This is a genomic window from Sphingobacterium sp. UBA3549, assembly GCF_002376635.1.
GTDB lineage: Bacteria > Bacteroidota > Bacteroidia > Sphingobacteriales > Sphingobacteriaceae > Sphingobacterium.
The window spans coordinates 24134-50965 of the sequence record NZ_DFOE01000037.1; the positions used below are offsets into that span (position 1 = coordinate 24134).

At 39.0% G+C, this 26832-nt stretch carries 22 protein-coding genes; 18 read left to right on the forward strand and 4 right to left on the reverse strand.

Annotated elements, in window-relative coordinates:
- The first annotated feature begins 63 nt into the window (after nt 1–63).
- The 5 genes from B2W36_RS18960 to B2W36_RS18980 all read left to right on the forward strand — a co-directional run bounded on the left by B2W36_RS18960 (nt 64) and on the right by B2W36_RS18980 (nt 7808).
- Nucleotides 64–1959, forward strand: coding sequence for a hypothetical protein (locus tag B2W36_RS18960; protein WP_293889219.1), 1896 nt, complete (start codon nt 64–66; stop codon nt 1957–1959).
- Between the two features lie 118 nt (nt 1960–2077).
- Complete coding sequence (locus B2W36_RS18965) at nt 2078–3868, forward strand: TrkH family potassium uptake protein (protein ID WP_293889221.1); 1791 nt, start codon at nt 2078–2080, stop codon at nt 3866–3868.
- A 126-nt stretch (nt 3869–3994) separates the two neighbouring features.
- Nucleotides 3995–4681, forward strand: coding sequence for a potassium channel family protein (locus B2W36_RS18970; protein ID WP_293889222.1), 687 nt, complete (start codon nt 3995–3997; stop codon nt 4679–4681).
- 3 nt (nt 4682–4684) lie between these two features.
- On the forward strand, nt 4685–5005 hold the full coding sequence (locus B2W36_RS18975; protein WP_209582059.1) for a YbjQ family protein: 321 nt from the start codon (nt 4685–4687) through the stop codon (nt 5003–5005).
- A 322-nt stretch (nt 5006–5327) separates the two neighbouring features.
- Nucleotides 5328–7808 carry a YfhO family protein gene (locus B2W36_RS18980; protein WP_293889223.1) on the forward strand — a complete coding sequence of 827 codons (2481 nt, stop codon included), beginning with the start codon at nt 5328–5330 and terminating at the stop codon, nt 7806–7808.
- 30 nt (nt 7809–7838) lie between these two features.
- On the opposite strand, the gene B2W36_RS18985 is transcribed toward B2W36_RS18980, so the two are convergent.
- The gene (locus tag B2W36_RS18985) at nt 7839–8435 is read right to left on the reverse strand and encodes a ribonuclease HII (protein ID WP_209582056.1); all 597 of its coding nucleotides are present in this window, start codon (nt 8433–8435) and stop codon (nt 7839–7841) included.
- 261 nt (nt 8436–8696) lie between these two features.
- On the opposite strand from B2W36_RS18985, the gene B2W36_RS18990 reads away from it, so the two are divergent.
- From B2W36_RS18990 to fabD, 3 genes are all read left to right on the forward strand, one after another.
- Entirely contained in the window at nt 8697–11534 is a 2838-nt protein-coding gene (locus B2W36_RS18990; protein ID WP_293889225.1) for an outer membrane beta-barrel protein, read from the forward strand.
- A 191-nt stretch (nt 11535–11725) separates the two neighbouring features.
- Nucleotides 11726–12955, forward strand: a complete 1230-nt coding sequence (locus tag B2W36_RS18995) for a M16 family metallopeptidase (RefSeq protein WP_293889226.1) — start codon at nt 11726–11728, stop codon at nt 12953–12955.
- A gap of 218 nt (nt 12956–13173) precedes the next feature.
- Complete coding sequence (fabD, locus tag B2W36_RS19000) at nt 13174–14064, forward strand: ACP S-malonyltransferase (RefSeq protein WP_209582049.1); 891 nt, start codon at nt 13174–13176, stop codon at nt 14062–14064.
- Nucleotides 14065–14347: 283 nt separating this feature from the next.
- Here the strand turns inward: fabD and B2W36_RS19005 are convergent, their stop codons facing one another.
- Nucleotides 14348–15079 carry an RDD family protein gene (locus B2W36_RS19005; protein WP_209578279.1) on the reverse strand — a complete coding sequence of 244 codons (732 nt, stop codon included), beginning with the start codon at nt 15077–15079 and terminating at the stop codon, nt 14348–14350.
- A 116-nt stretch (nt 15080–15195) separates the two neighbouring features.
- On the opposite strand from B2W36_RS19005, the gene B2W36_RS19010 reads away from it, so the two are divergent.
- The 6 genes from B2W36_RS19010 to B2W36_RS19035 are packed head-to-tail and all read left to right on the forward strand — an operon-like array spanning nt 15196 to nt 21435.
- Nucleotides 15196–16158, forward strand: coding sequence for a stage II sporulation protein M (locus tag B2W36_RS19010; protein ID WP_209578280.1), 963 nt, complete (start codon nt 15196–15198; stop codon nt 16156–16158).
- Complete coding sequence (locus B2W36_RS19015; protein ID WP_293885254.1) at nt 16149–17060, forward strand: ABC transporter permease; 912 nt, start codon at nt 16149–16151, stop codon at nt 17058–17060. Before B2W36_RS19010 ends, B2W36_RS19015 begins: the two co-directional genes overlap by 10 nt.
- Entirely contained in the window at nt 17053–17931 is an 879-nt protein-coding gene (locus B2W36_RS19020; RefSeq protein ID WP_293889228.1) for a DUF4129 domain-containing protein, read from the forward strand. Before B2W36_RS19015 ends, B2W36_RS19020 begins: the two co-directional genes overlap by 8 nt.
- Complete coding sequence (locus tag B2W36_RS19025; RefSeq protein WP_293885252.1) at nt 17928–19121, forward strand: DUF4350 domain-containing protein; 1194 nt, start codon at nt 17928–17930, stop codon at nt 19119–19121. Before B2W36_RS19020 ends, B2W36_RS19025 begins: the two co-directional genes overlap by 4 nt.
- On the forward strand, nt 19118–20107 hold the full coding sequence (locus B2W36_RS19030) for an AAA family ATPase (RefSeq protein WP_293885250.1): 990 nt from the start codon (nt 19118–19120) through the stop codon (nt 20105–20107). Before B2W36_RS19025 ends, B2W36_RS19030 begins: the two co-directional genes overlap by 4 nt.
- On the forward strand, nt 20107–21435 hold the full coding sequence (locus tag B2W36_RS19035; RefSeq protein WP_293889230.1) for a DUF58 domain-containing protein: 1329 nt from the start codon (nt 20107–20109) through the stop codon (nt 21433–21435). Before B2W36_RS19030 ends, B2W36_RS19035 begins: the two co-directional genes overlap by 1 nt.
- Here the strand turns inward: B2W36_RS19035 and B2W36_RS19040 are convergent.
- Nucleotides 21428–21832, reverse strand: coding sequence for a Dabb family protein (locus B2W36_RS19040; protein ID WP_293885246.1), 405 nt, complete (start codon nt 21830–21832; stop codon nt 21428–21430). The two genes, B2W36_RS19035 and B2W36_RS19040, sit on opposite strands and share 8 nt — an antisense overlap.
- Before the next feature lie 161 nt (nt 21833–21993).
- Nucleotides 21994–23247 (reverse strand): methionine adenosyltransferase, encoded by a 1254-nt coding sequence (metK, locus tag B2W36_RS19045; protein ID WP_209578287.1) that lies wholly within the window; start codon nt 23245–23247, stop codon nt 21994–21996.
- Between the two features lie 304 nt (nt 23248–23551).
- Here metK and B2W36_RS19050 point away from each other — a divergent pair, with 304 nt between their 5' ends.
- From B2W36_RS19050 to B2W36_RS19065, 4 genes are all read left to right on the forward strand, one after another.
- Entirely contained in the window at nt 23552–24430 is an 879-nt protein-coding gene (locus B2W36_RS19050; RefSeq protein ID WP_293885244.1) for a diacylglycerol/lipid kinase family protein, read from the forward strand.
- A gap of 4 nt (nt 24431–24434) precedes the next feature.
- Nucleotides 24435–24785, forward strand: coding sequence for a translation initiation factor (locus B2W36_RS19055; protein WP_293885243.1), 351 nt, complete (start codon nt 24435–24437; stop codon nt 24783–24785).
- A gap of 431 nt (nt 24786–25216) precedes the next feature.
- Entirely contained in the window at nt 25217–26041 is an 825-nt protein-coding gene (locus B2W36_RS19060; protein WP_209578290.1) for a MotA/TolQ/ExbB proton channel family protein, read from the forward strand.
- Between the two features lie 110 nt (nt 26042–26151).
- Nucleotides 26152–26814, forward strand: coding sequence for an ExbD/TolR family protein (locus tag B2W36_RS19065; protein ID WP_209578291.1), 663 nt, complete (start codon nt 26152–26154; stop codon nt 26812–26814).
- The last annotated feature ends 18 nt before the right edge of the window (nt 26815–26832 follow it).

Consider the following 26832-nt stretch of genomic DNA (forward strand, 5'->3'; position numbering starts at 1 on the left):
TGCGATTAATTTTGTTTGTTATTCAATAAAATAAAGACGAAATTACGAAGAGATCATGACTTTATGAAGCCTATTTTAAAATGGATCCTTGGTGTTATAGCATTTATCCTGTTGGTTTTGGCTGGCGGTATTTGGTATTTTAGCCACAAGTGGAAGCCACTTTTGGACACAAAACTCAAACAATTGGTGTCACAGGCAACAGACAGTCTGTATTCGATACAATACGATGATATCCATGTCAATTTAATACTTGGAAATGTAACAATAGATAATTTACATCTCGTCCCAGATAGCACAGTTTATAGAAAACTCGTATTGGCACAAAAAGCGCCCGACAATCGCTTTGAGATCGCGGTAAATAGATTAAAAATAAAAAGCTTTGGCATCCGGAGGGTTCTGATGGACAAGGAGCTTTTCTTACATGATATTACAGTGGAGGCGCCAAAGATCCATGTGATCAATGAGGTGCATAGCTACAATGACACAGTCAGCAGCGGGCCCAAAAAGCCGCTTTATGAGAAGATAAAAGACAATCTTAAAAAAATTCAAGTGGAGGCGGTTAACCTCAATAATATTGATTTTAAATATACGCAGATCCAAAAGGGAGTTCGTCAGAATTTTGAGATCAAAAAGGTAATGGTCCGAATAGATGATGTATTAATAGATTCGACTTCCGAACAAGATAGCCAACGCTTTTATCACAGTAAAATGGTGGATATTCAAGTACCTGGTTTTACGTATAAAACTCCGGATGGTTTTTATAAGGTGAACTTTGATCAGTTGAAAATCAATAGTAAAAGCCGGAATGTGCTGTTGACAAAAGTTGCCTATCAGCCAACATTGAATAAAGCTGCCTATTACAGGAAGAAAGGTGAAGGAGGAAGTTATGTGGTATTAAAAATGGATACCTTGCTCCTGACAGGCTTCAATTTTGCAGCGCTTTCCCGCGATAAGAAAGTATACACAAAGCATGCGCTTGTCAAAAATGGGACACTTTCGATTTATAGTGACAAGCATTATAAAAGCGCGCCGACCAGCCATATTGGACATGCTCCGCACATGAAGTTGATGAAAATATCAACACGAATGGGAATTGATTCATTAATCCTCGAAAATATGGGTATTTCGTATTCCGAAATGAGCGATGAATACAGTCAGATTGGTACAATTACATTCGACCACACTTATGGTACAATATCTAATGTTACGAACGACTCGACCAAACTGAAAAAGCAGAAGCTGATGCGTGCAAATCTGCACAGTAATTTTATGAATGTAGGCAGGCTAAACACCAACTTTGTATTTGATATGACGTCCAAAGCGGGCGCTTACACCTACAAAGGAACGCTTGGAAAGATGGACCTACCTGTAATAAACAAGATGATTCGCCCATTGTTGAATGTTGAAGTCAAATCTGGAAATCTAAAGCAGATCAGTTTTGATATTTTTGCCAATGATTATCGGAGCAAAGGAACATTTAAAATGGATTATGACGACCTCAAGGTAAATATACTGACTGAGGTCGGCGACGACGGGCGGCGTGAAAAGAAAGGCCTGCTTTCTTTTATGATTAATCAGGTGCTGTTTAATCCCAGTAATCCTGATTTGTATGGAAAATATACGGTCGGGCATATTAATAAGCGGCGCGACCCAAATCATCCGTTTTTTAAAGCATTATGGCAGACTTTATTGGTTGGAATCAAACAATGTGTCGGTCTTGGCCCAGAACGTGAGGCCAAATTGATGAATACCGCTGGAAAGGTTGAAAAAGTAGTGAGTGGAGTGAGCAAGGCAAAAAAGATGATTTCAAGTATATTTAAAAAACATAAAACTCCTGAAGAACTCCTGCAGGAGGAGAAGGAAGATGAGGCCAAAGCGGCTGCAAAGATTGAAGAGAAACGAAAGCGTAATCGTGAAAAGGCTGAAAAAGAACTTGAAAAAGAAGGTACAGATAATTGATCGTCCGTTTCACGTGAAAAGCTTTCGTAAGCGCTCATTGGATGGAGAATTCAGTGGCTATGGCATGCATAGAAGATAGATTTGTATTTTTTGGCAGATTTGTCTAGTTTACGGTACCATGATAGATTCGATTTTAAGTTTTATCCGATTTGTTTTCAAGTACAAAAATGGTCTTGTGGACAAAATCATGTTTTATGCAAGCATGATTTGCGCTGCAATAGTCATTTTTAATGTGGGATATGTCACTGACAAAGTGCTGGGAGAGTTGTTGGGCACAACTATCCATCATCTTTTTTTTATCCTCTTTTTTATGATCGCTCTACGCGAATCGTCCTCCATTTATGCGCTTCGAAAAATTGCCGTGGAGCATTATTCGGGAATAGTTATCCTCGCTTATTTTATATTTATTCTCATCGCGCGTTTTTCGGGTTTTGGAGCGCTCGCAGTATTTTCCAGAGAACAATGGATTTATTTGGGAATCTATTTAATTTTCATTGCCGAGCTGTCCAAAAGTACCCTTTTCTTTGATAATTTTTATTTTAATCCAACCATACTGTTTGTCATAAGTTTTCTGGTGCTAATCTTAATTGGAACAGTATTGCTGATGCTGCCAAGGACTACAGTGGAAGCTCCGTTGTCTTTCGTTGACGCATTATTTATGGCGACGAGTGCTGTATGTATTACAGGTCTTTCCGTTGCCGACATTTCAACAAATTTTAGTATGTTCGGGCAGACAGTCGTTATTATTCTAATACAGGTGGGCGGATTGGGAATTATGACCTTCACAGGCTTTTTTGGCTATTTTTTTTCCGGGGGATTTTCCTATAAGAACCAGTTGATGTTTGGTGAAATCTTAGGCGAAAATAAGGTTGCCTCAGTGATTAAGACACTACTGACAATGATATTTATAACATTATTGTTCGAGTTTCTTGGCGCAATACTCATTTTCAGTACTTTAGAACGAGCAAATTTTCCAAATTTGGGAAGTATGGTTTTCTTCTCGATCTTTCATTCCATATCTTCTTTCTGTAATGCTGGTTTTTCAATCCTATCAGGAGGAATTACCAATGATACCTATAAATTTAACTACCCTTTTCAACTGGCTTTGTCCGCCTTGTTCATTCTTGGCGGCCTGGGCTTCGGAATTGTATTAAATTTTTACACCTATATCAAAGAGTCTATTCTGCTTTATTATCATCGCTGGGTGACAAAGAAAAGCTATAAACACAAAGCCTGGAATTTTAGTTTCAATTCTAAGTTGGTCTTAGCATGTAACGCAGTTATTATTGTAGCAGCGACTTTATTCTTTTATTTTTTGGAACATGGAAACACACTTTCTCTCGAAAAGGGGCTTGAAGGCGAATGGGCGACTTCTTTTTTTATGGCTAATGCAGCACGCTCAGCGGGATACAATAGTGTCGACCTGAGTTTTGTGACTGCCCCTACTGTTTTTATCATTATGGTTCTAATGTGGGTGGGAGCTTCTCCGGGATCGACAGGAGGTGGGGTGAAAGTAACAACAGTGGCCGTGTCACTGATGAATATTATATCGTTGGCTAAGGGAAAGGAATACATCGAGATTTTCAAAAGACGGATAGCCAATGAATCTGTTCATAAAGCATTTGCAATTATCCTGCTTTCCCTGTTTGTTGTCGGATGTAGCTGCTTCTCTTTGATTTTTACGGATCCGGATAAGAGTATGAAAGCATTACTGTTTGAGGCGCTATCGGCCTATACTACCTGTGGGTTAAGTTTAGGAATCACAGCATCATTAAGTATGGGTGGTAAATTAATTATCGCTATTACTATGCTCATTGGACGGGTGGGAATGCTAACCTTGTTGGTCGCGTTCATTAAAAATTCAAAGCGGAGAAATATTGTATTTCCGGAAGAAAAGATCTTGTTTTAATCAGACTGAAAAGCGTTTTGACGAACTTTTGATTAACTTATCCCAGCAATTAGCCTATAGGTTGAAAGGAAGCTGTATGTCGAAATATAGCTTGGAAATAACAGTAAATTTATTTTAGTTTGGGATATGAAGTATATTGTTTTAGGATTGGGGCACTTTGGACGTTCTTTGGGGGTACACCTAACTGAACTTGGCCACGAGGTGATTGGAGCCGACCGAAAGCTCAGTATCGTTGAACAGTTAAAGGACAAGATAACACACACCGTTTGTTTAGATACAACCGATAGAGAAGCGGTTTCGTCATTGCCGCTTAAAGATGCGCATGCTGTTATTGTAGCTATCGGAGAAGATGAAGGAGCATCGCTTATGACCGTAGCGCTCTTAAAGCAATTGAAAGTAAAAAGAATCATTGGGCGTATTGTTTCAGAGCTTCAAAAAACTGTTCTGGAGGCAATGGAAATCAACGAGTATATTATGCCCGAAGAAGAAGCCGCCGAGCGACTAGCCATGCGATTGGATAATATTGATATCGTTGATTCGTTCAAGGTTTCGGATAAATATTCTATTGTAGAAACTAAAGTGCCGGCCCGTTATGTGGGCATGACATTGCGTGAAGCGAACTTGACCAACATATACAAAGTGATTGTACTGACGACGGTCAAGATCACAGACGTCAAAAAGGATGGCGTGACAAAAGAGCAAAAAGAGGCTTCGGGAATAGCAATATCCGAAACTATGATGGAAGAAGGCGATATTTTGGTTGTTTTTGGCGAACTATCCAATATTAATAAGTTAATTCAAAAAGGAGAATAAAATATGTTATTGACAACAACAAGTACTATCGAAGGGCACCAAATTGAACGTTATCTGGGAATTGTCTCTTCCGAAGTAGTTTTAGGTGCTAATGCGATAAAAGACATGATGGCCGGATTTCGTGATTTTTTTGGTGGCAGATCCAATTCGTATGAACGCGCTTTTCAAGAGACGCGAGAAGCGGCGCTACGTGAGCTTGAAGACCGGGCACGCGCGTTGGGGGCAGATGCTGTTGTTGGAGTTCGACTGGATTTTCAAACGGTTGGAACAGGGGGCATGATGATGGTAGGAGCGACTGGAACAGCTGTTAAAATGCGATCTTAACTACACAACGCCCTGAATAATGTTAGGGCTTTTTAATGATATTGAAGGAAGTCATATTGCGCATTCAGCGTTAATAGAGGTATAACTCGCTCTTGTTAGCAATCTACGCGATAATTATAATTGTATATAAAGCCAAATTTATCTAAGTTTGGCTTTTAAGACTTTTAAACAACCTAAGAGGATAAATGAAATCATCTGGATTTATCAGAATCACGTGTAATGCGTTCATACATACATTGGAATATGAACGACGAATGGACAGTTATATCGTAAGTTGAATAAATTAGATAGCTTCATCAACTTTAAAGACAAATTTATACGGATGAAAAATTGGTTTAAGGCAAATTCGGCTCATTTGATTGTTATAGCGATATTCATTGTGCTGGTATTTTTTTATTTTACTCCTGTTTGGCAAGGTAAAACACTCGCCCAGTCGGATGTGGTACAAGCACAAGCGGCGCAGAAGGAATTATTTGATTTTAAAGCGAAGGATGGACAAGCGCCTTTGTGGACAAATTCCATGTTCGGGGGGATGCCAACCTATCAAATTTGGCAAGAAAATGAAAATAATATTGGTACCTATTTCTTAAAAGCCGTTAAGTTCGCCTTTCCGAGCCCAATGGATACGGTTCTGTTTTATTTGTTGGGAGCTTATTTTCTCTTTAGCGTGTTACGCATCAAGCCCTGGCTGGCTGCGGTTGGCGCTGTAGCCATTGCTTTTACGTCCTACAATTTTATCTATATTGAGGCCGGGCACATCACTCGTGCAAATGCAATTGCATTTATTCCGCCTGTTATCGCCGCGGTCATTATGTGTTATCGCGGAAGTAAGCTGTGGGGACCTGTATTGTTAGCCTTGTTTCTTTCTCTTGAAATTCGTGTCAACCACTTGCAAACGACCTATTATCTGCTGATGCTCCTTATGGTATATGTGATTTTTACATTCATAGATGCGCTGAAACAAAATCAACTGAAGGCGTTTTTTATTGCCTCCGGGAGGCAGGTTTTGGCAGTTGTCATTGCTTTGATGGTCAATGCTTCTATTTTATTGCCTACCTGGGAGTATAGTAAATTAAGTACCCGAGGACATGCCAATATCACAAAGGTGGATAATGCCAATACCAAAGAGAAAGGGCTTGATAAAGAGTATGCTTATGAGTGGAGCCAAGGAATTGGTGAGACGATTACCTTTTTGATTCCTAATGCCTATGGCGGTTCGACTGGCGGGCAGTTGAACGAGAAGTCACATGTGGCTAAGTTTTTAATGGAAAAGGGCGGGGTGTCGGAAGTCCAGGCGGGGCAGTTTGCAGAAGGCATGCCAACCTATTGGGGCGATAAGCGCTTTACCTCAGGGCCATGGTATTTTGGCGCTGGGATCTTTTTCCTATTTGTTTTAGGTCTCGTTATTGTCAAAGACCGGTTTAAGTGGTGGATTTTGGCAACAACCATTCTAGCATTGTTGCTTTCATTTGGAAGAAATTTTACACTTGTATCGGATCTTTTCTTTGATTACTTCCCGATGTATAATAAGTTTAGGGCGGTTGAATCCATCTTGGTTTTGGTTTCTATTACGGTGCCTATGATGGCAATTATGGCTGTCAACGAGCTTTTGATACGTGCGAAGGAAATCCCCAACTTAGATAAAAAAGTTCTGTATACCTTTATTGGAGTCGGTGGGTTCTGTTTGTTGATTGCTATTATGCCCGATCTATTTTTAAACTTTAGAAACGCCGGACATAGCAATCTAATAGAGATGTTAGAGCACAATATAGGCGATAAAGCCTTTGCAACAGAATTAGCAAACCAGTTAGTGCTAGACCGCAAAGATATTGCGAGCAAAGATGCCTATCGTTCTTTTTTCATTATCCTATTAACATTCGGTTTTGTATGGGTATTTCTAAAGAAAAAGTTAAGCGAGGGGATATTATTAGGGGCATTATTGGTGTTGTTCCTGTTTGATTTATGGAGTATTGATAAACGTTTCTTAAATGATAAATCGTTTATGGATAAAGGAACTACTGCACAACAGGTATTCCAGCAACGTGAGGTAGATCAATTGATATTAATGGATAAAGATTTAAGTTACCGCGTACTTGATCTGACGTCTGATCCATTTTCGGATGCGCGACCCTCTTATTTCCATAAATCGCTGGGAGGATATCATGCTGCAAAATTGATGCGCTTTCAGGAAATTTTGGAAAATCAATTTAATGGGGCGCTGAATGAAGATGTTCTAGACATGTTTAACGTACGTTATTTGATTACGACAGATCCTCAGAATCAGTCCCAACGTATCGTTAGAAGAAGCACAGCTGCAGGAAATGCATGGTTTGTCGATAAGGTAAATTTTGTAAAAGGGAATGCAGAGGAAATGCAGGCAATCAGTTCTTTTGATCCCCGTAAAGAGGCTTTCGTCAATCAACAATATCAGAATGAAATTAAAGCGAAGACTTCGAGTGCTTCAACAACTGGCCAGATTAAGCTAACGTCTTACCATCCGGATAAAATGCAATATGAATATACTGCAACAAATGATGCATTTGCTGTATTTTCGGAAGTATTTTATGATAAAGGGTGGAAAGCATATGTGGATGGGAAGGAAACGCCTATCATTCGTGCAGACTATATCCTGAGAGCCTTACAGTTGCCGGCAGGTAATCATAAAGTTGAATTCATCTTTGATCCAGAGTCGCACAAAATGGGGAATCTATTGACTTTGATCTCCTCCTTCATTCTTGTTGCAGGAATAGGAGCAGCGCTTTATCTCACGTTTAAACGAAATCAAAAGGAAACAGCGGTTTAAAGCTGTTCCTTTTTTAAGCATTTTAGAGCTTTAGAATAATTTGAGCTGCGGATCGGTTATTCTAAAGCTCTTTCTATGATGCGGTGTAGAGCCGTGTGCCAATACAGCTGTTCTGTGCTTAATTGTTGGATACCCTTTGTTGTTGAGCCAGTCGTAATCTGGATACGCTAAAGCGATGTTGTTCATATACTCATCGCGATAAGTTTTGGCCAGAATTGAAGCTGCGGCGATGGATAGGTACTTGCCATCGCCCTTGACAATACAAGTATGCGGAATTTGCTGATAAGGAATAAACCTATTGCCATCGACAATGATATACTCCGCTTTTGTCTTCAAGAGATCAAGAGCTTTGTGCATTGCTAAGTAGCTCGCATTGTGAATATTTATGCGATCGATCTCTTCCGCTGAGACACTGGCAACCGCATAAGCAAGGGCTTCACGTTCAATAATCGGCCGTAGTGCCATTCTTTTTTTCTCGCTTAGTTGTTTGGAATCATTAAGCAGCTCGTGATGATAGTCTGTCGGGAAAATCACCGCGGCAGCGAAAACAGGTCCTGCCAAACAACCCCGGCCCGCTTCATCACAGCCAGCCTCTATCCACTCTTCCTGATAATATGATAATAGCATGTTCAGTCTTTAAAATAGCCGAAAGTACAAATAAATTTAGAGTTATCTATTGTAACTTCTGTGTGAAGATCGCCCATTTACATTAATTAACACTAATAATACCTTTTTTTGTAAGAATTTGGAGCACCATACTATGAATTGTAATACTTTCAATCATACAATAAAGGGTGGTTTCTTATTTTGACCCTATTGTTTCTTAAACTTGAGCAATAGTTGTCGAGTCAAAAGGTTATCAATTATAGCAATATAAAAATAAGTACTATGAGAGGCTTTATGCTTTTTTTGTTTAGTATGCTGACGGGGTGGACTGTTTATGGCCAGACGAAAAGTGTACAAGGTATGTTGAAAGACGACAAGAATCGAATTGTCGCAGGTGCAACGGTGAAGTTGACATCGAAGTTAGATTCCATGACTACAGGATCCAATATGGCGGGGATTTTTATCTTTGATAAAGTTAAAGCCGATACATTTAAAATCACGGTTTCCAACCTTGGATTCGAACGTTTTGAGCAGGAATTTACAATTCCTAAAGGTGAATCAAAGCACATTATTCCAAGTTTAACTTTACAACAGAACTCGCAGATGCTGGAGGAAGTGGTGGTTGATGGAGTACCTACTGTTGTTGTCAAAAGTGATACCTTGGAATATAGCATGAAAGATCTGAAACTCCGTGATGGGGCAGTTGCTGAGGACGCTTTGAAAAAGTTGCAAGGCGTCGAAGTCGATAAGGACGGTAATGTTACAGCACAGGGTGAATCCGTCAAACGCGTTCGTATTAACGGGAAGGACTTTTTTGGTGGGGATGTAAAGACTGCGACGCAGAATTTGCCCGCTAATATTATTCAAAAAATGCAAGTCATCGACGATTATGGCGATATGGCGAATGTGACCGGAAATAAGAACGGTGATTCAGAAAAGGTATTGAATATTCAAATTGACCCCAAATATAATACAGGTCATATGACCACTCTTCGGGCAGGTGTGGGGACAGAAGATCGTTACCAAGCTACAGGTATGTGGATGGGTATGCGTGAGGGTGAACAAATTTCGGTGTTGGGAAACTTGAACAATACCAATGCGCCCTTATTCGATTTTAGTACAGTAGGTGGTGGTGCGCGTCGGGGTCAAGGTGGTGGCGGTCGCCGCGGTGGTGGTATGTTTGGCGGTTCGGACGGTTTGACGAAAATTGGCTCCATAGGACTGAATTACCGTAAAGACTTTAGTGATAAACTGACTGTTTACGGTAGCTATAGTTTTAGCCATAGCAATAATACCACGCTATCTCAACGGTTTCAGGAAAATACATTGCCAAATATTATGCAGACGGACAGTGTAACATCCAATTCGAATACCATTGGCGATAGCCATCGTTTTGAAGCTAATGTAGAATGGAAGCCAACTACAAAAGATTATATCAAAATTTCACCCCAGTTCGGATATGACAATAGCGATGTAACAACAGGTACCAATTCGCTCACTTACCGTAGTGGAGCATTTAATAATTCGCAGATTCAAGATGTTTTTGCTAATTCCAGTGCACCCAGATTCGGTATTAGTGGATTGTACAACCATAAGTTCAACGATAAGGGGCGGAATGTCTTTGTAAATATGAACTTTAACAATGCAAAAACAACGAAAGATCAAAATGCAATTTTAGACAGGCTATTGGCTGATCCCAACAATGCAAGTGCTCCTTTGGATTCAATTTATGAAAAAACGATCCTGGAAGCAAATAATAAGAGTTGGAACGGGGGAGCGTCAGTAAATTATACGGAGCCTGTTTCTGAAAAAGGAAAAATAGAATTTACCTATGACTTTAACAAAAATAAGTATGACAATTCGAACAAACAACAAGGGTTTGATCGGGATGGAAACTTAATTGCTGAGGATCCCAAATTGAATTTTGATTATAACTATGATTACTCCTTTACAACACATAAAGTTGGGGCTAACTATTTGTATAGTGGCGATAAAATAACTTATTCCATTGGCGCTGCAGCTCAGCCTTCTCAGTTGAGAGGTGATGCCATCAGTTCAGGTTTAGTGGTGCCGATTCATCGTAATAATATGAACTGGATGCCTATTGCACGTTTTGAGTATAAATTCTCTAGGCAATCTAATATTACCGTCAATTATTCCGGAACACCGAATGAACCTTCTGTTACGCAGATTTTACCATTTGATATGAGTACAAACAGGACCAGTATCGTAATCGGTAATGCAAATTTGAATCCGGAGTTCAGTCATCAACTGAACGTGAGATTTCGTAAGAATGACTTTCAAAAAGGGAACAATTTCTTCGCTTTTGTTAATGCTGGGCTGACCAACAATAAAATTGTGAGTTTGAGCAAAAGCTATTTTGATGATTTAATCGATTATCAAACAGGTCAGACAAACTCAACCTTAGTTTCCGAGACCCGTTATCTTAATGAAACAAGCGATAAACCATTTAATGTGAATTCTTTTTACCACTACGGGAAATCCTTAAAAGAAAAAACATATAATATTATGTTGATGGGGGGAATATCCTATAACAAAAATATTGGATATGTATCTACGGAGAAAGATGATGACATCGGTCAAAAGAATGTTGCACGCAACATCGTGTTGAATCAGGGGTTGATGTTTAGATATAACCCTTCGGAAAACCTAGAAATTAATCCAGGCGTTCGCTATCAATTTAATCATACAGAAAACTCAGTGACAAATCGCAATACGAATGTTTCGTCCTGGACGCCGACCTTAATTGGTTCGGTCAATATTACAAAAACAACCATTTTCGGAGCAGATCTATCTAAACAGTTCAATAATGGGTATGGTGCTGGTATCAATGCAAATCCTTTTGTCATAAATACGTACTTGGAGCAGAAATTCTTAAGTCAGCAACGAGGGACTGTACGTCTACAGGCATTTGACTTGTTGAATCAGCAAACGAATGTCTCCCGGACCTTCAGTGAATCGATGATTACTGATAGCCGTACAAACCGTTTAGGAAGATATTTTATGATTTTGTTTACCTACAAATTCCAAAAATTCGCTATGGGCAATCCTGAAGGAGAGAACAGATTGCCAGGGGGAATGAGACCTCCGCGGATGTAACCTGATTTCTATTAGATGTAAAAACGGTCATAGTGATTTCGCTATGACCGTTTTGCATTTTAAAATGCCTAGTTTTGTGACGACTTCATGCCCCATACGATTTGCAGATTGAGCAAAGTGGCAAAATATCGTAAATATGGAGCGCACAGGAAAAGATAAACTAAAAAGAAGCAATAGCAAGCTTGTACTGCATGGAATACGAAATTATTAGACTTTCAAACGGAATACGCGTAGTATTTCAATATCAAAATTTACCGGTTACTCATGTCTGCATGGTCATCAATGCTGGATCGAGGGATGAGTGCGCAGGAAAATATGGTGTGGCTCATTTCATTGAACATCTTTTATTTAAACGTACTGAGAGACGTTCTACGCAACAGATAATAAATCATTTGGAATCCGTTGGCGGAGATCTGAACGCCTATACGACGAAGGAATATACTTGTGTACATGCTTCCATGCTACAGCCTTATTTAAATCGAGCGTTAGATCTTTTTGAAGATATCTTTTTTCATTCTACTTTTCCCGACATAGAAATGGATAAGGAAAAGTCGGTCATTGTTGATGAAATGGCTTCCTACCTAGACAGCCCTGAAGAGTCTATTGTAGACGATTTTGAAGATCTCGTTTTTCAGGGATCGGGATTGGGCCATAATATTTTAGGATTGGAAGATCAGCTGCTCGCACTGCAAAAAACGGATATCGTTGATTTTATGCGGGCGAATTATGATACAAATGAAATGGTCATTGGTATCACGGGGAATTATACCCTAAAGGAAGTGGAGCGATTGCTGCACAAAGTGTTCGGCACGGTTCCCTCAAATACGATAGAACGTATACGAAATGATGTAAGACCGCTCATTCAGCAGCATGTTACGGTAGGCAAACCAATCAATCAAGTGCATTATATGCTCGGTTCATTGGCCTATAGTTATCGTGATGAGCGTAAAACGGGGCTGCTGCTTTTGAATAATATGCTTGGTGGAATGGGGATGGGATCCATTCTGAATCTTTCCATACGGGAGAAACATGGAATAGCTTATACCATCGAATCTAACTATACTATTTTTTCAGATACAGGGTTATTTAGTATTTACCTCGGCACAGATGAAGAAAAGGTTGAAAAAGCGAAGAGGCTCGTCTTTAAAGAGCTCGCTAAGCTGAGCGAGCAACCGCTGTCTGAAACTGCTGTAAAAAGAGCGAAGCAGAAATTTATTGGGCAGATTGCTTTGACCGAAGAAAACCGTATGAGTATGATTATCTCTGCTGCGAAAAACGTGATGGACTATGATCGTGTGATCTTATTGGACGAGATCATTGAAAAAATTCAGGACTTGACTAGCAAAGAACTATTAGGAATTGCACAAGATGTATTTGATCCGAAGAAGATGTTGTCGCTTAGTTTTGTTCCCGAGGACTAATTGTTATCGTGGGGGATACCTCCTTTTAGAGATAGATGGTATTGAAATAGATCGGGTGGCGATCGGAGAATCGTTTGCTGAAATGAATTTATATTGCATATAAAAAGCAATTTATCTAAGTTTGCGTTTACGGGAATTCGTTCTCATCAAACATGGATTGCCGAAGGCAGATTCAATACCTCTGGTAGCAGACAAATAAACGAATAAAAATATAAGGGATGAAAACAGCATATGTATTTCCTGGTCAAGGAGCCCAATTTGTTGGAATGGGACAAGACCTGTATAATTTGAATGATGAAACGAAAGCTTTGTTCGAACAGGCAAACGATATTTTAGGGTTTCGCATCACGGATATTATGTTTTCCGGTACAGATGAGGAATTGAAACAAACGAAAGTAACGCAACCAGCTATTTTTTTGCATTCGGTCATTTTGGCGAAAGCATTAGGAGATTCTTTTCAGCCGAACATGGTTGCCGGTCATTCTTTGGGCGAGTTTTCGGCTTTGGTGGCTGCAGGTGCATTGAGTTTTGAAAACGGGTTGAAATTGGTCGCACAACGTGCCAATGCGATGCAAAAAGCATGTGAGCTTCAGCCGTCAACGATGGCTGCTATATTAGGTCTGGAAGATGTTGTGGTGGAGGATATCTGCGCTCAGGTTGATGAAGTTGTTGTGGCTGCAAATTATAACTGCCCTGGACAATTGGTTATTTCGGGATCGATCGAAGGAGTGGACAAGGCTTGTGCTTTGTTGACCGAGGCTGGTGCTAAGCGGGCATTAAAACTAAATGTAGGTGGTGCATTCCACTCCCCATTGATGGAATCAGCTAAAGTTGAATTGCAAGCAGCTATTGAAGCGGTAGAAGTGTTGTCGCCTAGCTGTCCGATTTATCAAAATATTGATGCTAAACCACAGACAGATCCAGTGGTTATCAAGCAAAATTTGATCGCACAGCTAACGGGGGCTGTTCGATGGACACAAACGGTACAAAATATGTTGGCCGATGGTGCGACAGCATTTGTTGAAGTTGGTCCTGGTAATGTATTACAAGGATTGGTCAAAAAAGTCGATCGTCAGGTACAGACTTCTGCGGCTTCAGTAACGGGCTAAGAATAGCATCGGATAAAAAAAGGGTCGTATGATCCATTCGTGGTCGGAAGATTTTTCTTCCGACTTTTTTGTGCCAATAACAAAATAAAGTAAGAATTTTTCTTGTAACAGCGAAGTATCAAGTTGACACCTCTTTCGGCCTTTCTTCGGAGCTTGTTCGGTACTTGTTCGGTACTTGGTCGGAGTTTGTTCGGTCGCAACCGAACGAGCTCCGTTGTATATACGTATGATATACGTTGAAGGATCGGGTGAAGGGCGAAGTTGGTAAGCGGGAAGTTTTAGGTTATTTATCTTTAAACATCGTATAATGATCTTTCATCACCTGTAAGACAAAATCATTGGGAGTCATTACATCAGGGTGTTTAACGTCCATGACTTTTTCCAGACGTTGAACTAAAGCCGTTAAAATTCCCACATCTCTTCTGTCAAAAGCTGTCTGATAAATCTCTTTAATCGAGTTGGCATCTTTGTCACTCAGTTTAATTACTTGAGGAAATAGAATTGGGTGATTCTCTAATGTTTCCTCATAGATGGTGTCGCCCAATTTTAAGGCAGGTTTGAGACTAATAACTGACGTTTCTCCGGCAATATCTCCAATGCGTTGCCCATTTTTTGATAATACGATTGATGTAATGGCGACTCCACCCATTGTCATCCAAATATCTACGATAGATAAACTCCATCTGGACAAGTACTGATAAAAATTAGCCCGTGAACCGTCGAGCTTAACAACTTTTATTTTCATTATTTTCTTGCCAACCGTTTGCCCGCCAAAGGCCGTTTCGGTAATCAACGTATAAAAAAAAGCCGGTAAAGTCAGTGCCATCATGATCCCATAAAAAAGATAGGGATCATTACTGGTGATATTTAAAGTGTCCAAGAGGAAGAAACAAAAGAAATAATAGCAGACTATAATAAAATAGTCTATTGCAAAGGCTATCATTCTTGAGCCAAGACTGGCAAGATTATATTCGATTTTTACATTTTGTGCTGTATTTATCTCGAGCTTATTCATCTGTAAAATGATTTGAATTTAGTGGCAATATAGAATATATAAGTCAATTTTGCAGTTATTTGTGCTTTTCAATCACGGATATTTCCTATATTTGGTTGAGCCAGTTAAAAAAATTAATGAGAGAAGCATCATTTGTAGAACGAAATAAAGAAAAATGGACGTTAATTGAAAATAATTTGTCAATTAATACAGCGGTTGATCCGGATGAGCTGGCTTCAAATTATATTGAGCTGACAAATGATCTGGCTTATGCGCAAACTTTCTATCCTGAGAGTAAAGTAAAGGCTTACTTAAATGAATTGGCGGTGAATGCGCATCAGAAAATCTATAAAGATCAAAAAGCTTCCAACAATAAGTTTAAATCTTTTTTTAATGAAGAGATACCACAAGCAATTTGGTGTATTCGTAGACCGCTTTTGTACTCCTTCTTAATTTTTGTTTTGGCTTCAATTATCGGTTTTTTGTCGTCTGTGTACGATATTGATTTTGTTCGTCTTATTTTAGGCGACTTCTATGTGGATTCAACGATAGAAAGTATAAAAGCAGGCGATCCTGCTGCGGTATACGGAAAGGGAAGCAATTTTGGTTCAGCAATTTGGATTACGATAAATAATGTGCGTGTTGCTTTTATGGCTTTTGCTGCCGGACTATTTTTTAGTGTTGGGACGGGGTATGTCTTGTTTAGCAATGGTATTATGCTAGGTGCATTTCATCATATGTTTTTCCAATATGGCGTTATGGGGAAGGCTATGTCAGCGATCTGGATTCATGGTACCATCGAGATCTCGGTAATTATTGTGGCCGGAGGATGCGGGTTAGCACTCGGCAATAGCATCTTATTTCCAAAATCTTTTACCCGTTTAACTTCTTTTGTCCGTACGGCAAAGATTGCGATGAAAGTGTTGGTCAGCACAATTCCTTTTTTTATTATTGCCGGTACATTGGAAGGCTTTGTAACAAGATATTATAATGTTTCAATTTGGTTATGTGCATTAATTATCGTTTTATCTCTACTGGCAATCCTCTATTTTTATGTTATTAATCCATATCGACTAGCAAAACGATTTCAATGGAAATAAACTTTGAATTTCAAAAAGAACGGAAGGTAGGGGACTTTGTGCAAAGTTTTATAGATCTTTTTAAATTGATCTATAGGCATTTTGTATCTACTATTTTTGGTTTATCTGCTGTTCCGCTAGCCGGAATTGCCTTGGTTTATTATTTTCTGTCTACAAAAATCACATTCTCTGCTAATAGTGATTCTTTTGAGGACATCGATGCTCTGACTTGGGCTGGTTTACTTATTGTGGCGCTGATTGCTTTGGGACTGTACGTTTACGGTATTTCTATCGAATATTTTGTACTGCTTAAGGAGCGCAAGAGTACTGCATTTTCGGGTGTGGAAGTGCTTAAGAATTTTAGATCAAACCTTGGGAAATACTTTATGTTTTTGATTGCCATGATCTTGGCATTGATTGTCGTGTTTATTCCCTTGGCCATTGTTGCTGCGATTTGTGCATTTATCCCTTTTGTCGGAAGTTTTGCTATCGGAATATTGGCGTCCATGGTTGGTATTTGGTTATTTTGCTCATTTTTATTTTATCGCGAAGGCTATTCGGATCTCGGAAGTTGTTTTACAGATGCCTATGTAATGCTAAGCAAAAAATTGATTCAGTATGGTATTGCTACCTATATCGTAAATTTTATTTTCCAAATGGCTGTCATGATGATTTCTATTGTACCATTGGTTATCATGGGGATACTGTCATTCAACTTCCTCGGAATAGATGCTGCTTTTTTTGACTCATCCTGGGGAAAACTGCTGATGACATTGGGAGGTTTATTTATCACATTATTTACGTTGTTTCTTTATATGTCCGGAGTTTTGGCCAACGGTATTATTTATGAAACAGCGAAGGATCTCAAATTCGGAGAACGGATTTATGGAATGATCGAAGAGATAGGAGGAAAAAGTGAATAAACTCTTGTCTTTTTTCTGCATTGCTGGTTTGTCAATGATGTATGCTTGTGATCCGAAACCGGAGAACGTAGATGCCGACAGCAATAGTGCCGATTCGCTCCATGTGCAAATAGATTCTACCTTAGTGACAACCGATTCTGTCGCTATTGACTCGATAGTTTTAAAAGCACCAAATGGCCAACAGGAAAAAGATGAAATTGATCTGTGGGATCCAACATTATTTGACTCAATTCCAAAATATACCGAAGAGCGTTCGTTTAGAATGGACCCTTATCAGGATATCATCAAAAGGTACGAGACGGACGATTTTGTTTATTCAGAAAATATTAAAGATCGGGTAAGTGCATTACAGCGCATTCTTGCCCGGCTCGCGGATTGGATTGGGAGCATCACCCCAGATAATCCTTATAAATTTCGAGAAGAATTCGGATATGTCTTTGCTTTTTTAGCTGTTATCGCACTAGCCTTTATCCTCTATAAAATACTTTACAACAAGAACCAATATTTTATCAAACATCGTGAGGAAGATAGCGAACTGGACGTTTTAGCGTATGTAGAGCGAAATCTAATGAATAGCAACTTGGAGCCTCATATACAGGAAGCTATTAAAAATAAAAATTATGCTCTGGGAATTAGGTATTTACAGCTACTCAATATTCAGAAGTTGGCTCATGCTGATCATATCAAGTGGAAGCAAAGTAAAACAAACGCTGAATTTGGGCAGGAAATAAGGGACGAGGAAATTCGTCGGGGATTTTTGGAGTGCACACGAATATTTGATTATGTCTGGTTTGGTCAGTTTGAATTAACGGAAGCTAACTTTACCCAATATCAGCAATTGTTTACCCAATATCAAAATCAAATTAAATGAAAGGATCGGTAAAATTTGGATTGATATTATTCGCAATTGTTTTGGTGCTCATTGCGCTTATCGACGCTACAAGTAAGAAACCAATTATCTGGGATCGGACATTTGATGCAAAAGACAAAAATCCCTTTGGAGCCTATGTGTTACGTCAAGAACTTGAACATATCATCGATCAAAAGAATACAACGATTGAGCGGCCATTGTACGAGTATCTAGACAGCGCAAAGAAAACGGACGCTAACTTGTTTTTTTATACCTCTTATTTTTCAATGGGTGAAGCTGCGGAAGATAAATTACTGGATTATGTGAATCGGGGAGGCAAGGCAATGATTGTCGCTGAGGAAATTGATCGTTATTTTTTGGATTCCTTGGGGGTGGAAACGGATAGTTTCTATGGTTACAAAAAAGGGGTAAATATAAAAAACCAAGTACGCGTTCGGCTAATGAATGATAATAATAAAATTCATTACGGTAAATCGGAGCTTGGTGAAGTGTTCAAAAAACTCCCTAAAAATGCAACTATTTTAGGTGCGATTACCTATAAAGAATTTGCACTACCTAACTTCGTGGCGATTCAATTTGGTAAAGGAACAATTTACCTGCATTTGACTCCGGATTTATTTGGAAACTATTACCTGCTGAATTCGGCGTCGCAATATGCTTATGTTGCCAAATCATTATCTTATTTAGATGATAAGCCGCTCGCTTGGTATGATTTTAAAGCAAACATGGACCAATATCGTACGCCTTTGCGTGTGTTGCTTCTGAATGATGGTCTTCGGCAAGCCTGGTATGTTTTGTTGGCGGGGCTGGTTCTTTTACTGGTGTTTAGAAGTAGGCGTGAACAGCGTGCAGTGGCGGTAGTGGCTCCAGAGCCGAACCTCTCAAAGGATTTTTGTGGAACGATTGCTACTTTATATTATGAAAATGGTGTACCCGGGAATATGGTTGCCAAAAAGATAGATTACTTTCTTCACGACCTTAGGAACCGTTTTCATTTAGATACCTTGGCGTTGCGTGAAAACGACTTCAGTGAAGAACTGGCTGAACGGTCTGGAGTCTCTCTGATGGAGACCCAAGCTTTGATCAAGTTGATTGTACGCATGCAGGATGCTAAACAACATGATTTGGTCGATCTTAAATTGATTAATGACACTATAGAAGAGTTTAAACATAAAGCAAAAATGATATGAGTGACTTCGATAAATATATACCTTTTGAAAACCGAATAGATGTATCGGTTTTGTTCGATAAAATGGCTCAGGTGAAAGCAGAGGTCAAAAAAGTAATCGTTGGACAGGATCAATTGATTGATATGCTTCTGATCTCCATTTTGGCTTCTGGGCATTCCCTGATTGAAGGATTGCCAGGGGTTGCAAAAACATTATCTGCAAAATTGATTGCCAAAACCATCGATAGCGAATTCAAACGTATTCAATTCACACCAGATCTAATGCCTTCGGATGTGACGGGATCATCGATATTGGATCTGAAAAGCAATGAATTCGAGTTTCGCAAAGGCCCTATTTTCGCAAACATCGTTTTGATCGATGAAATCAACCGTGCTCCGGCAAAGACGCAGGCTGCGCTTTTTGAAAGTATGGCCGAACAGCAGGCATCGGTTGATGGAACTACTTATCGATTACCCGCTCCTTTTGTTGTTTTTGCGACGCAAAATCCAATCGAACATGAAGGAACTTACCGTCTGCCAGAAGCTCAATTAGATCGCTTCCTGTTTAAAATTAATGTGAGCTATCCAGAGTTTGAGCAGGAAATGGAAATATTAAAAGAACATCATGCCCAAAAGGAAGTCAATAAAGAAGATCAGGTTCAGGCAGTGGTTTCCGCAACAGAAATTTTAGCATTTCAAAAATTGATCAAGTCTATTTTTGTTCATGAGGAGCTGATAACATATATTGCTCAAGTTGTTATAAAAACACGAACTAATCCAAGTTTGACACTCGGAGCCTCACCTAGAGCTTCTATTGCTTTACTGGAATCAGCGAAAGCTTCAGCAGCGGTTAGCGGTAGAGATTTTATTACTCCTGAGGATATTAGAAGGGTGGCATCGGCCGTATTAGGACATCGTGTTATGTTGACGCCAGAAAGAGAAATGGAAGGCTTTACAACAGCCTATGTCATCGACCAAATCATTAATTCTGTTGAAATTCCAAGATAATGAAGAAATTAAGTCAGCTCTTTCTAACAAATCAATTTTTCTACTCGCTATTAAGCGTAGCAACACTCTTTACATTGTCTTTTTTCGTTAAGGAGTTGTTTATTGTAGCTTGGATTGTTTTTTGGATATGGCTGGCAATTTTGGTCTTTGATTTTATTCTCTTATTTTCTGGAAAGGGGAAAATAGAAATCACAAGGGTATATCCTGAAAAGCTCTCCAACGGAGATGAGAACCCAATGAGACTGATTGTGCGTTCTTTTTATCCTTTCCGAACAAAGGTGGAAGTTTTGGAGGAGTTTCCTGTTCAGCTTCAAATTCGCGATAAGGATTTTATGACCCATCTACCCAGCTTTCAGGAATCGGAAATATCATTTTCGCTGCGACCGACCCAGCGGGGGATCTATAAGTTTGGACGTTGTTTGGCACTAGTGATGCGTCTTGGATTTTTCAAAAGAAGATTTGTCACTAATCAGGAAGAAGAAATACCCTGTTACCCATCTTATATACAGTTAAGAAAGTATCAGCTTTTGGCGACAAGTAATAGACTGAATGAACTCGGGATAAAACGTATTCGACGGATTGGATCGGCCATGGAATTTGATCATGTTCGCGATTATGTTCAAGGCGATGACTACCGTCACATGAATTGGAAAGCATCTGCGAAAGTGAAAAAGTTGATGGTCAACCAATATGAAGAAGAGAAGTCGCAGCCGATCTATTCTTTTATCGATATAGGGAGGGCAATGCGTATGCCTTTCAACGGCCTGAGCTTATTAGATTATGCTATCAATGCTTCGTTGGTTCTTTCGAATGCAACGATATTAAAGCAGGACCGCGCGGGCTTATTAACCTTTTCAAAGGATATCAATGCATTTATACCCGCTGAGAAAAGGAATAATCAGATGCTTAAAATTTCAGAGTCACTCTATAAGGTATCGACTAAATTTGAAGAATCGGAATTTGGAAAACTGTATAGTTATGCCAATGCGCATATCAATAAGCGTTCACTAATTTTTCTTTACACCAATTTTGAGACCTTAGATTCCCTTAAACGGCAGATAAATTACCTGACTATGCTGAATAGAAGTCATATAATCGTCGTCGTCGTATTTAAAAATGTGGAGGTAGAGGATCTGGCTAAAAGTGTACCGAAAAAGACGATAGATATCTATAATCAAATCATTGCTGAGAAGTTTATCTATGAGAAGCAGCTTATTGTACAGGAGCTTATCCGTCATGGATTTCAGACTATTTATACTGCGCCGGAAAATTTAACCATCAATTCCATCAATAAATACCTTGAAATTAAGGCACGAGGACTTATTTGATGATCGAGGTGTCTTTGACCATAACTTTCGTCCAAAGGTGCTGATATTTTTCAATTGCTTTTAAATGGACTGGATGTGTCTCATAGCTTGTTATATCTTTAAGATCTTTAAATGTAACAATCAACGTGTAGTCAAAACTATTGTCTACTACAGGCCTCGGGTTTGTTTGAGCAGGTACGCCGTAGTGGAGTGTCTGAATTACGTCGATTTTCCGAAGCTCCTCAAAAAACTGGGTAAAATTCATTTTGTCTTTTTCACTGATATCTTTCTTAAGCCAGAAATTAACCACGTGGACGATGGTATTGGTCTGAATATCTTGGCTGGGGTGAACTGGATGAGCCCATGTTGGGGCAGTCATAAGCACCATAGGTGCCATAAGAAAATTGCGTCTTTTCATGATTGAAACGGTTTAGAACTATGAAGATACAAAACGTTCCTGATTTCACAAGTATCAATTATAAGGAAAGCGAAAATGGGCTCTTCTGCGCATGAAAATTAGACCTGTTCATTAAAAATACAAAGGGGNNCCCCTTTGTATTTTTAATGAACTTGGTGGTCTTATAGACCAAATTCTGCTTTCACCTTCTCGATATAATCCAGTTTTTCCCAAGTAAATAGTTCAACTTCAACCTGCTTTTTCTCGCCTGTCGAGCTTTCAAATTCTTTTATTACTTTTTTGGGTGTTCTTCCCATGTGTCCATAAGCTGCTGTTTCTGAGTAGATTGGATTTCTCAGTCCCAAACGCGTTTCAATCCCGTATGGAGTCATGTCAAATAAATGGGCAATTTTTTCAGCAATTTGACCATCGGTTAAATTTACTTTGCTCGTTCCATACGTATTTACATAGATACCCATCGGATCTTTTACACCGATCGCATAAGAAATTTGTACGAGAATCTCATCCGCGACCCCTGCGGCCACTAAGTTTTTGGCAATATGGCGTGTCGCATATGCTGCAGACCGGTCCACTTTAGATGGATCTTTTCCTGAGAAAGCACCGCCACCATGTGCACCTCTCCCCCCGTAGGTGTCCACAATTATTTTTCGGCCCGTAAGACCTGTGTCTCCATGGGGCCCGCCGATAACGAATTTTCCAGTAGGATTGATATGAAACTTAATTTCATCGTTAAATAACACTTGAAGTTCTGGCTTTAATTGTGCTTTGACACGAGGAATTAAGATCGTTTTGATGTCGTGTGTAATTTTGTCCAACATCGCTTGCTCTGTATCAAAGTCGTCATGTTGTGTCGAGATGACAATGGCATCAATTCTTTTCGGTTTGTGATCGTCGCTATATTCCAGTGTAACTTGAGATTTCGCATCCGGTCGTAAATACTTGATTTCGTTATTTTCGCGACGCAACTCCGCCAATTCATACAGTAAGCGATGAGATAGGTCCAATGCCAAAGGCATAAAATTTTCGGTTTCGTTATTCGCATAACCAAACATAATCCCCTGGTCACCTGCACCTTGCTCTTGCCGTGTTTTACGGTCTACACCTTGGTTAATGTCCGCAGATTGCTCGTGAATCGCGGATAATACGCCACAAGAATTTGCTTCAAACATATATTCAGATTTGGTATAGCCAATCTTTTGAATTACCGAACGTGCTATCTTCTGAACATCGAGGTATATGTTTGATTTAACTTCCCCGGCGAGGACCACTTGTCCTGTTGTTACCAACGTTTCAATAGCGACACGAGAATCCTCGTCCCATGCTAAAAAATTGTCTATTAATGCATCTGAAATTTGATCCGCAATTTTGTCTGGATGCCCTTCAGAAACAGATTCCGACGTAAATAAATAAGCCATTCTTTACCTGATTTTAAATATTGGATTTGCGCTAGAATGAATTAACAGCAAAGTGATAAGCGCCGTGATAGCGAAGGGTTTTAGCACTTTTTTACTGTGGTTGCAATCTCCTTGTCGTTGCTTTTGTGATGCAACAGCACGCAAATCAGTCCACATTCTATTTTTTATGCGACAAAGCTACAATACTTTAAGGATTATTTAAAATCAAATTTATATTTTAATTTAAAAAGTATAGTCACATACTTTAAGATGCACAAAGATTACATTATTTTAAGAAATTCGTAATTTCCGCTATCTTTGGGATATGTCAGAACGTAAACAAATATTGTTTGTTATTAATCCGATTTCAGGAGGAAAGCACAAAACATCTTTTAAAAAGCAGGTGTTAGATGTGCTTGATCTACAAAAATTTGATCCTACTTTTCAACAGACAGCTAGACCGAATCATGCCTATGAAATTGGGTTGAAAGCCATTGAAGAAGGATATGATGCGGTTATAGCCGTGGGAGGCGATGGAACAATCAATGAATTGGGATCAGCTTTGGTTGGGTCTGGAATTCCATTGGGGATTATTCCTGAGGGTTCGGGCAACGGTTTGGCGCTTTACTTGGGCGTACCTATGAATGAAGCTGCAGCTATCCGCCGGATTAATCGTTTTGAATCAATCGAGGTGGACTGTGGTGTTATCAATGAAAGAAGATTTTTTAATATTGCTGGTTTGGGATTCGATGCATCCGTGAGCGAAAATTTTGCTAATGAAAATATTCGTGGACCGTTGGGATACATGAAATCAGTGTTTAATGTGCTCAGTAAATATCAACCCGCACATTACAAATTAACCATCGATGGAAAAGTGTACGAAAGACAGGCTTTTATGATCAGTGTAGCGAATTCTCCTCAATATGGAAATAACGCCTATATTGCGCCGCAGGCTTCAGTGAATGATGGTATTTTAGATGTCTGTATTGTGCACAAATTCCCACTTTATATATTGCCAAAGATGATTTTTCATCTGTTTAACAAATCGGCAGATCAATCCAGTTATGTAGAGATCATTCCTGGGAAGAATATACGGATTGAGGTGGATAAGATTTCACCAGTACACGTCGATGGGGAACCAATCGAACTGGGAGATAAACTGGATATTTCCATTATGCCAAAAGCCTTAAAAATAATTTGCTAAGATCATGAGTAAAAATAAAAAACAGTCTTATGAAGGGGTTGTCTATTCCACAGATGATAGCTTCAATTATCAATTATCTGATTTTTTTCAGGAACAGGATACTTTACCAACGAATCAGCAAAACTTGAAAGTACAGCTTGATCGCAAAATGCGGAAAGGAAAAGTTGTTACGTTGATCACAGGGTTTGTAGGAAAAACCGAAGACCTGGAAATTTTAGGTAAATTGTTGAAACAGAAGTGCGGAGTGGGCGGAACCGTAAAGGATGGCGAGATCATCATCCAGGGGGAGTTTAAACAAAAGATCTACGAGTTGTTACTTAAAGAGGGATATCGCGTAAAATTAGTGGGTGGTTAAACAAGTATTGCGAGAATATTCAGATTAAATCTAATGAATTGTTTATTAGGCAAGTATGGTTTGTGTGTAACCTGTGTGTTTGTTTGATAATATGAGTAATCACTTACTTTTTGTAATTTAAAATCTTTGATTTTCTTGCATATCAAAAAAAAAATGGCTTTCATTGTAAAATAATTATTGCGAATAAGCGATTTAGCAATGAGAAACAATGATTATATAACGGGAGCTGCTGAGAAAAATAACACACATTAACGGTGTTTCAGTTTAAAAAAACAAATTTGATTTTTTTTACATATTTAAGAGGAATATTTTAAATTTGACATTAAATATTAAATTTGCTTTGCAAATTGATTTCAAAAGCGAATAGGAGTACATATAATTTAAACAACATTATATATTTAAACAACAGTAAAAAACTAAAAATTAGAAAAATGGCAAACGCACCTAAAACTGCTGCAAAACAAGAGAGCAACAACGGAGGATCTTTCTTTGCTCAAGCTGCAATCATCATCTGTTTCATCGTGGGTTTCTGTGTATGGAAATTTGTGATGGGTAATCCAACTAACTTCGTTGATAACAATCCAGAAAATGCTCCTAACCCAGGTAACTATTTAGGAATGGTTTACCATGCTGGGGCTATCGTACCTGTTTTGCTTGGTTTATTCTTAATGGTATGGGTTTTCTCGGTAGAACGTTTTATCGTTATCAACAAAGCTTCTGGTACTGGAAACGTTGGAAACTTTGTTCGTAAAATCCAAACGTTGATTAATGGTGGAAACATCGATTCAGCTATTGCTGAGTGTGACAAACAAAAAGGTTCAGTAGCAAACGTTGTGAAAGCTGGTTTATTGAAGTACAAATCAGTATCCGTAGATCCTGAAGTGAACACTGAAAAAGCGGCTATTGCAATCCAAAAAGAAATCGAAGAAACAACTGCATTGGAAATGCCTATGTTAGAGAAAAACTTAAACGTTATCGCTACATTAGTTTCTATCGGTACATTATGTGGTCTATTGGGTACGGTAACAGGTATGATCAAAGCCTTCTCGGCATTGGCAACAGGCGGTGCTCCAGATTCAGCTAAATTGGCGAACGGTATCTCTGAGGCCTTGATCAATACAGCAACTGGTATCGCGACATCAACATTCGCTATCGTATTGTATAACATCTTTACTGCAAAAATCGATAAATTAACTTACTCTATCGACGAAGCTGGTTTCTCAATCGTACAAACATACGCTGCAAACCACAAATAAGAACTATGATGAAAATATTTGATTTTTTTAAATTTATTTTATGGAAATCAAATATTAAAATCATCATAGGATAGAAGATTGAGTTTTTAATTTAAAAAGAAGAATTTAAAATGGGTAAAGCAAAAGTAAAAAGAGCCAGTACGTCGATCGACATGACAGCGATGTGTGACGTATCGTTCTTGCTGCTTACGTTCTTCGTCTTAACGGCGACAGCGCGCCAACCGGAAGCATTGACGGTGGATACCCCAGCATCGACTACGAAAGATAAGTTACCTGATTCAAATGTAGGTATGATCACAATAGGCGATCAAGGTAAAGTTTTCTTCGGTACGACTGATCAACAAGTTCGTGTAAAAGCACTAGAAAGAATGTCAGCAAAGTATGGCGTTGGCTTTTCGCAAGAAGATTACGATCGTTTCAAATTGATGGAAAACTTTGGTGTACCAATGTCTAAATTGAAAGGGTTATTGGCCTTAGACGGAAGTAAGCGTACAGAAAAAGGCGTGCAAACTGGTATTCCTATTGATAGTACTGAAAACACTTCAAATGAGTTGTATTATTGGGTTCAAAATACTCGCCTCGCAGCTGAAGAAGTGAATAAGGAAAAAGAAGCATCGGATAAAAATTTCGTGCATCCTGGACCTTTGAAGATGGCTATCAAAGCAGATGCGAATGAAAAATATCCTTCGGTTAATTTAGTTATTGAAACATTGCGTAATCAAAAGCAAAACAAATTTAGTTTCATAACGGGCATGCGTGCTGAGGACAAATAATTGACGATTTAATAAGAA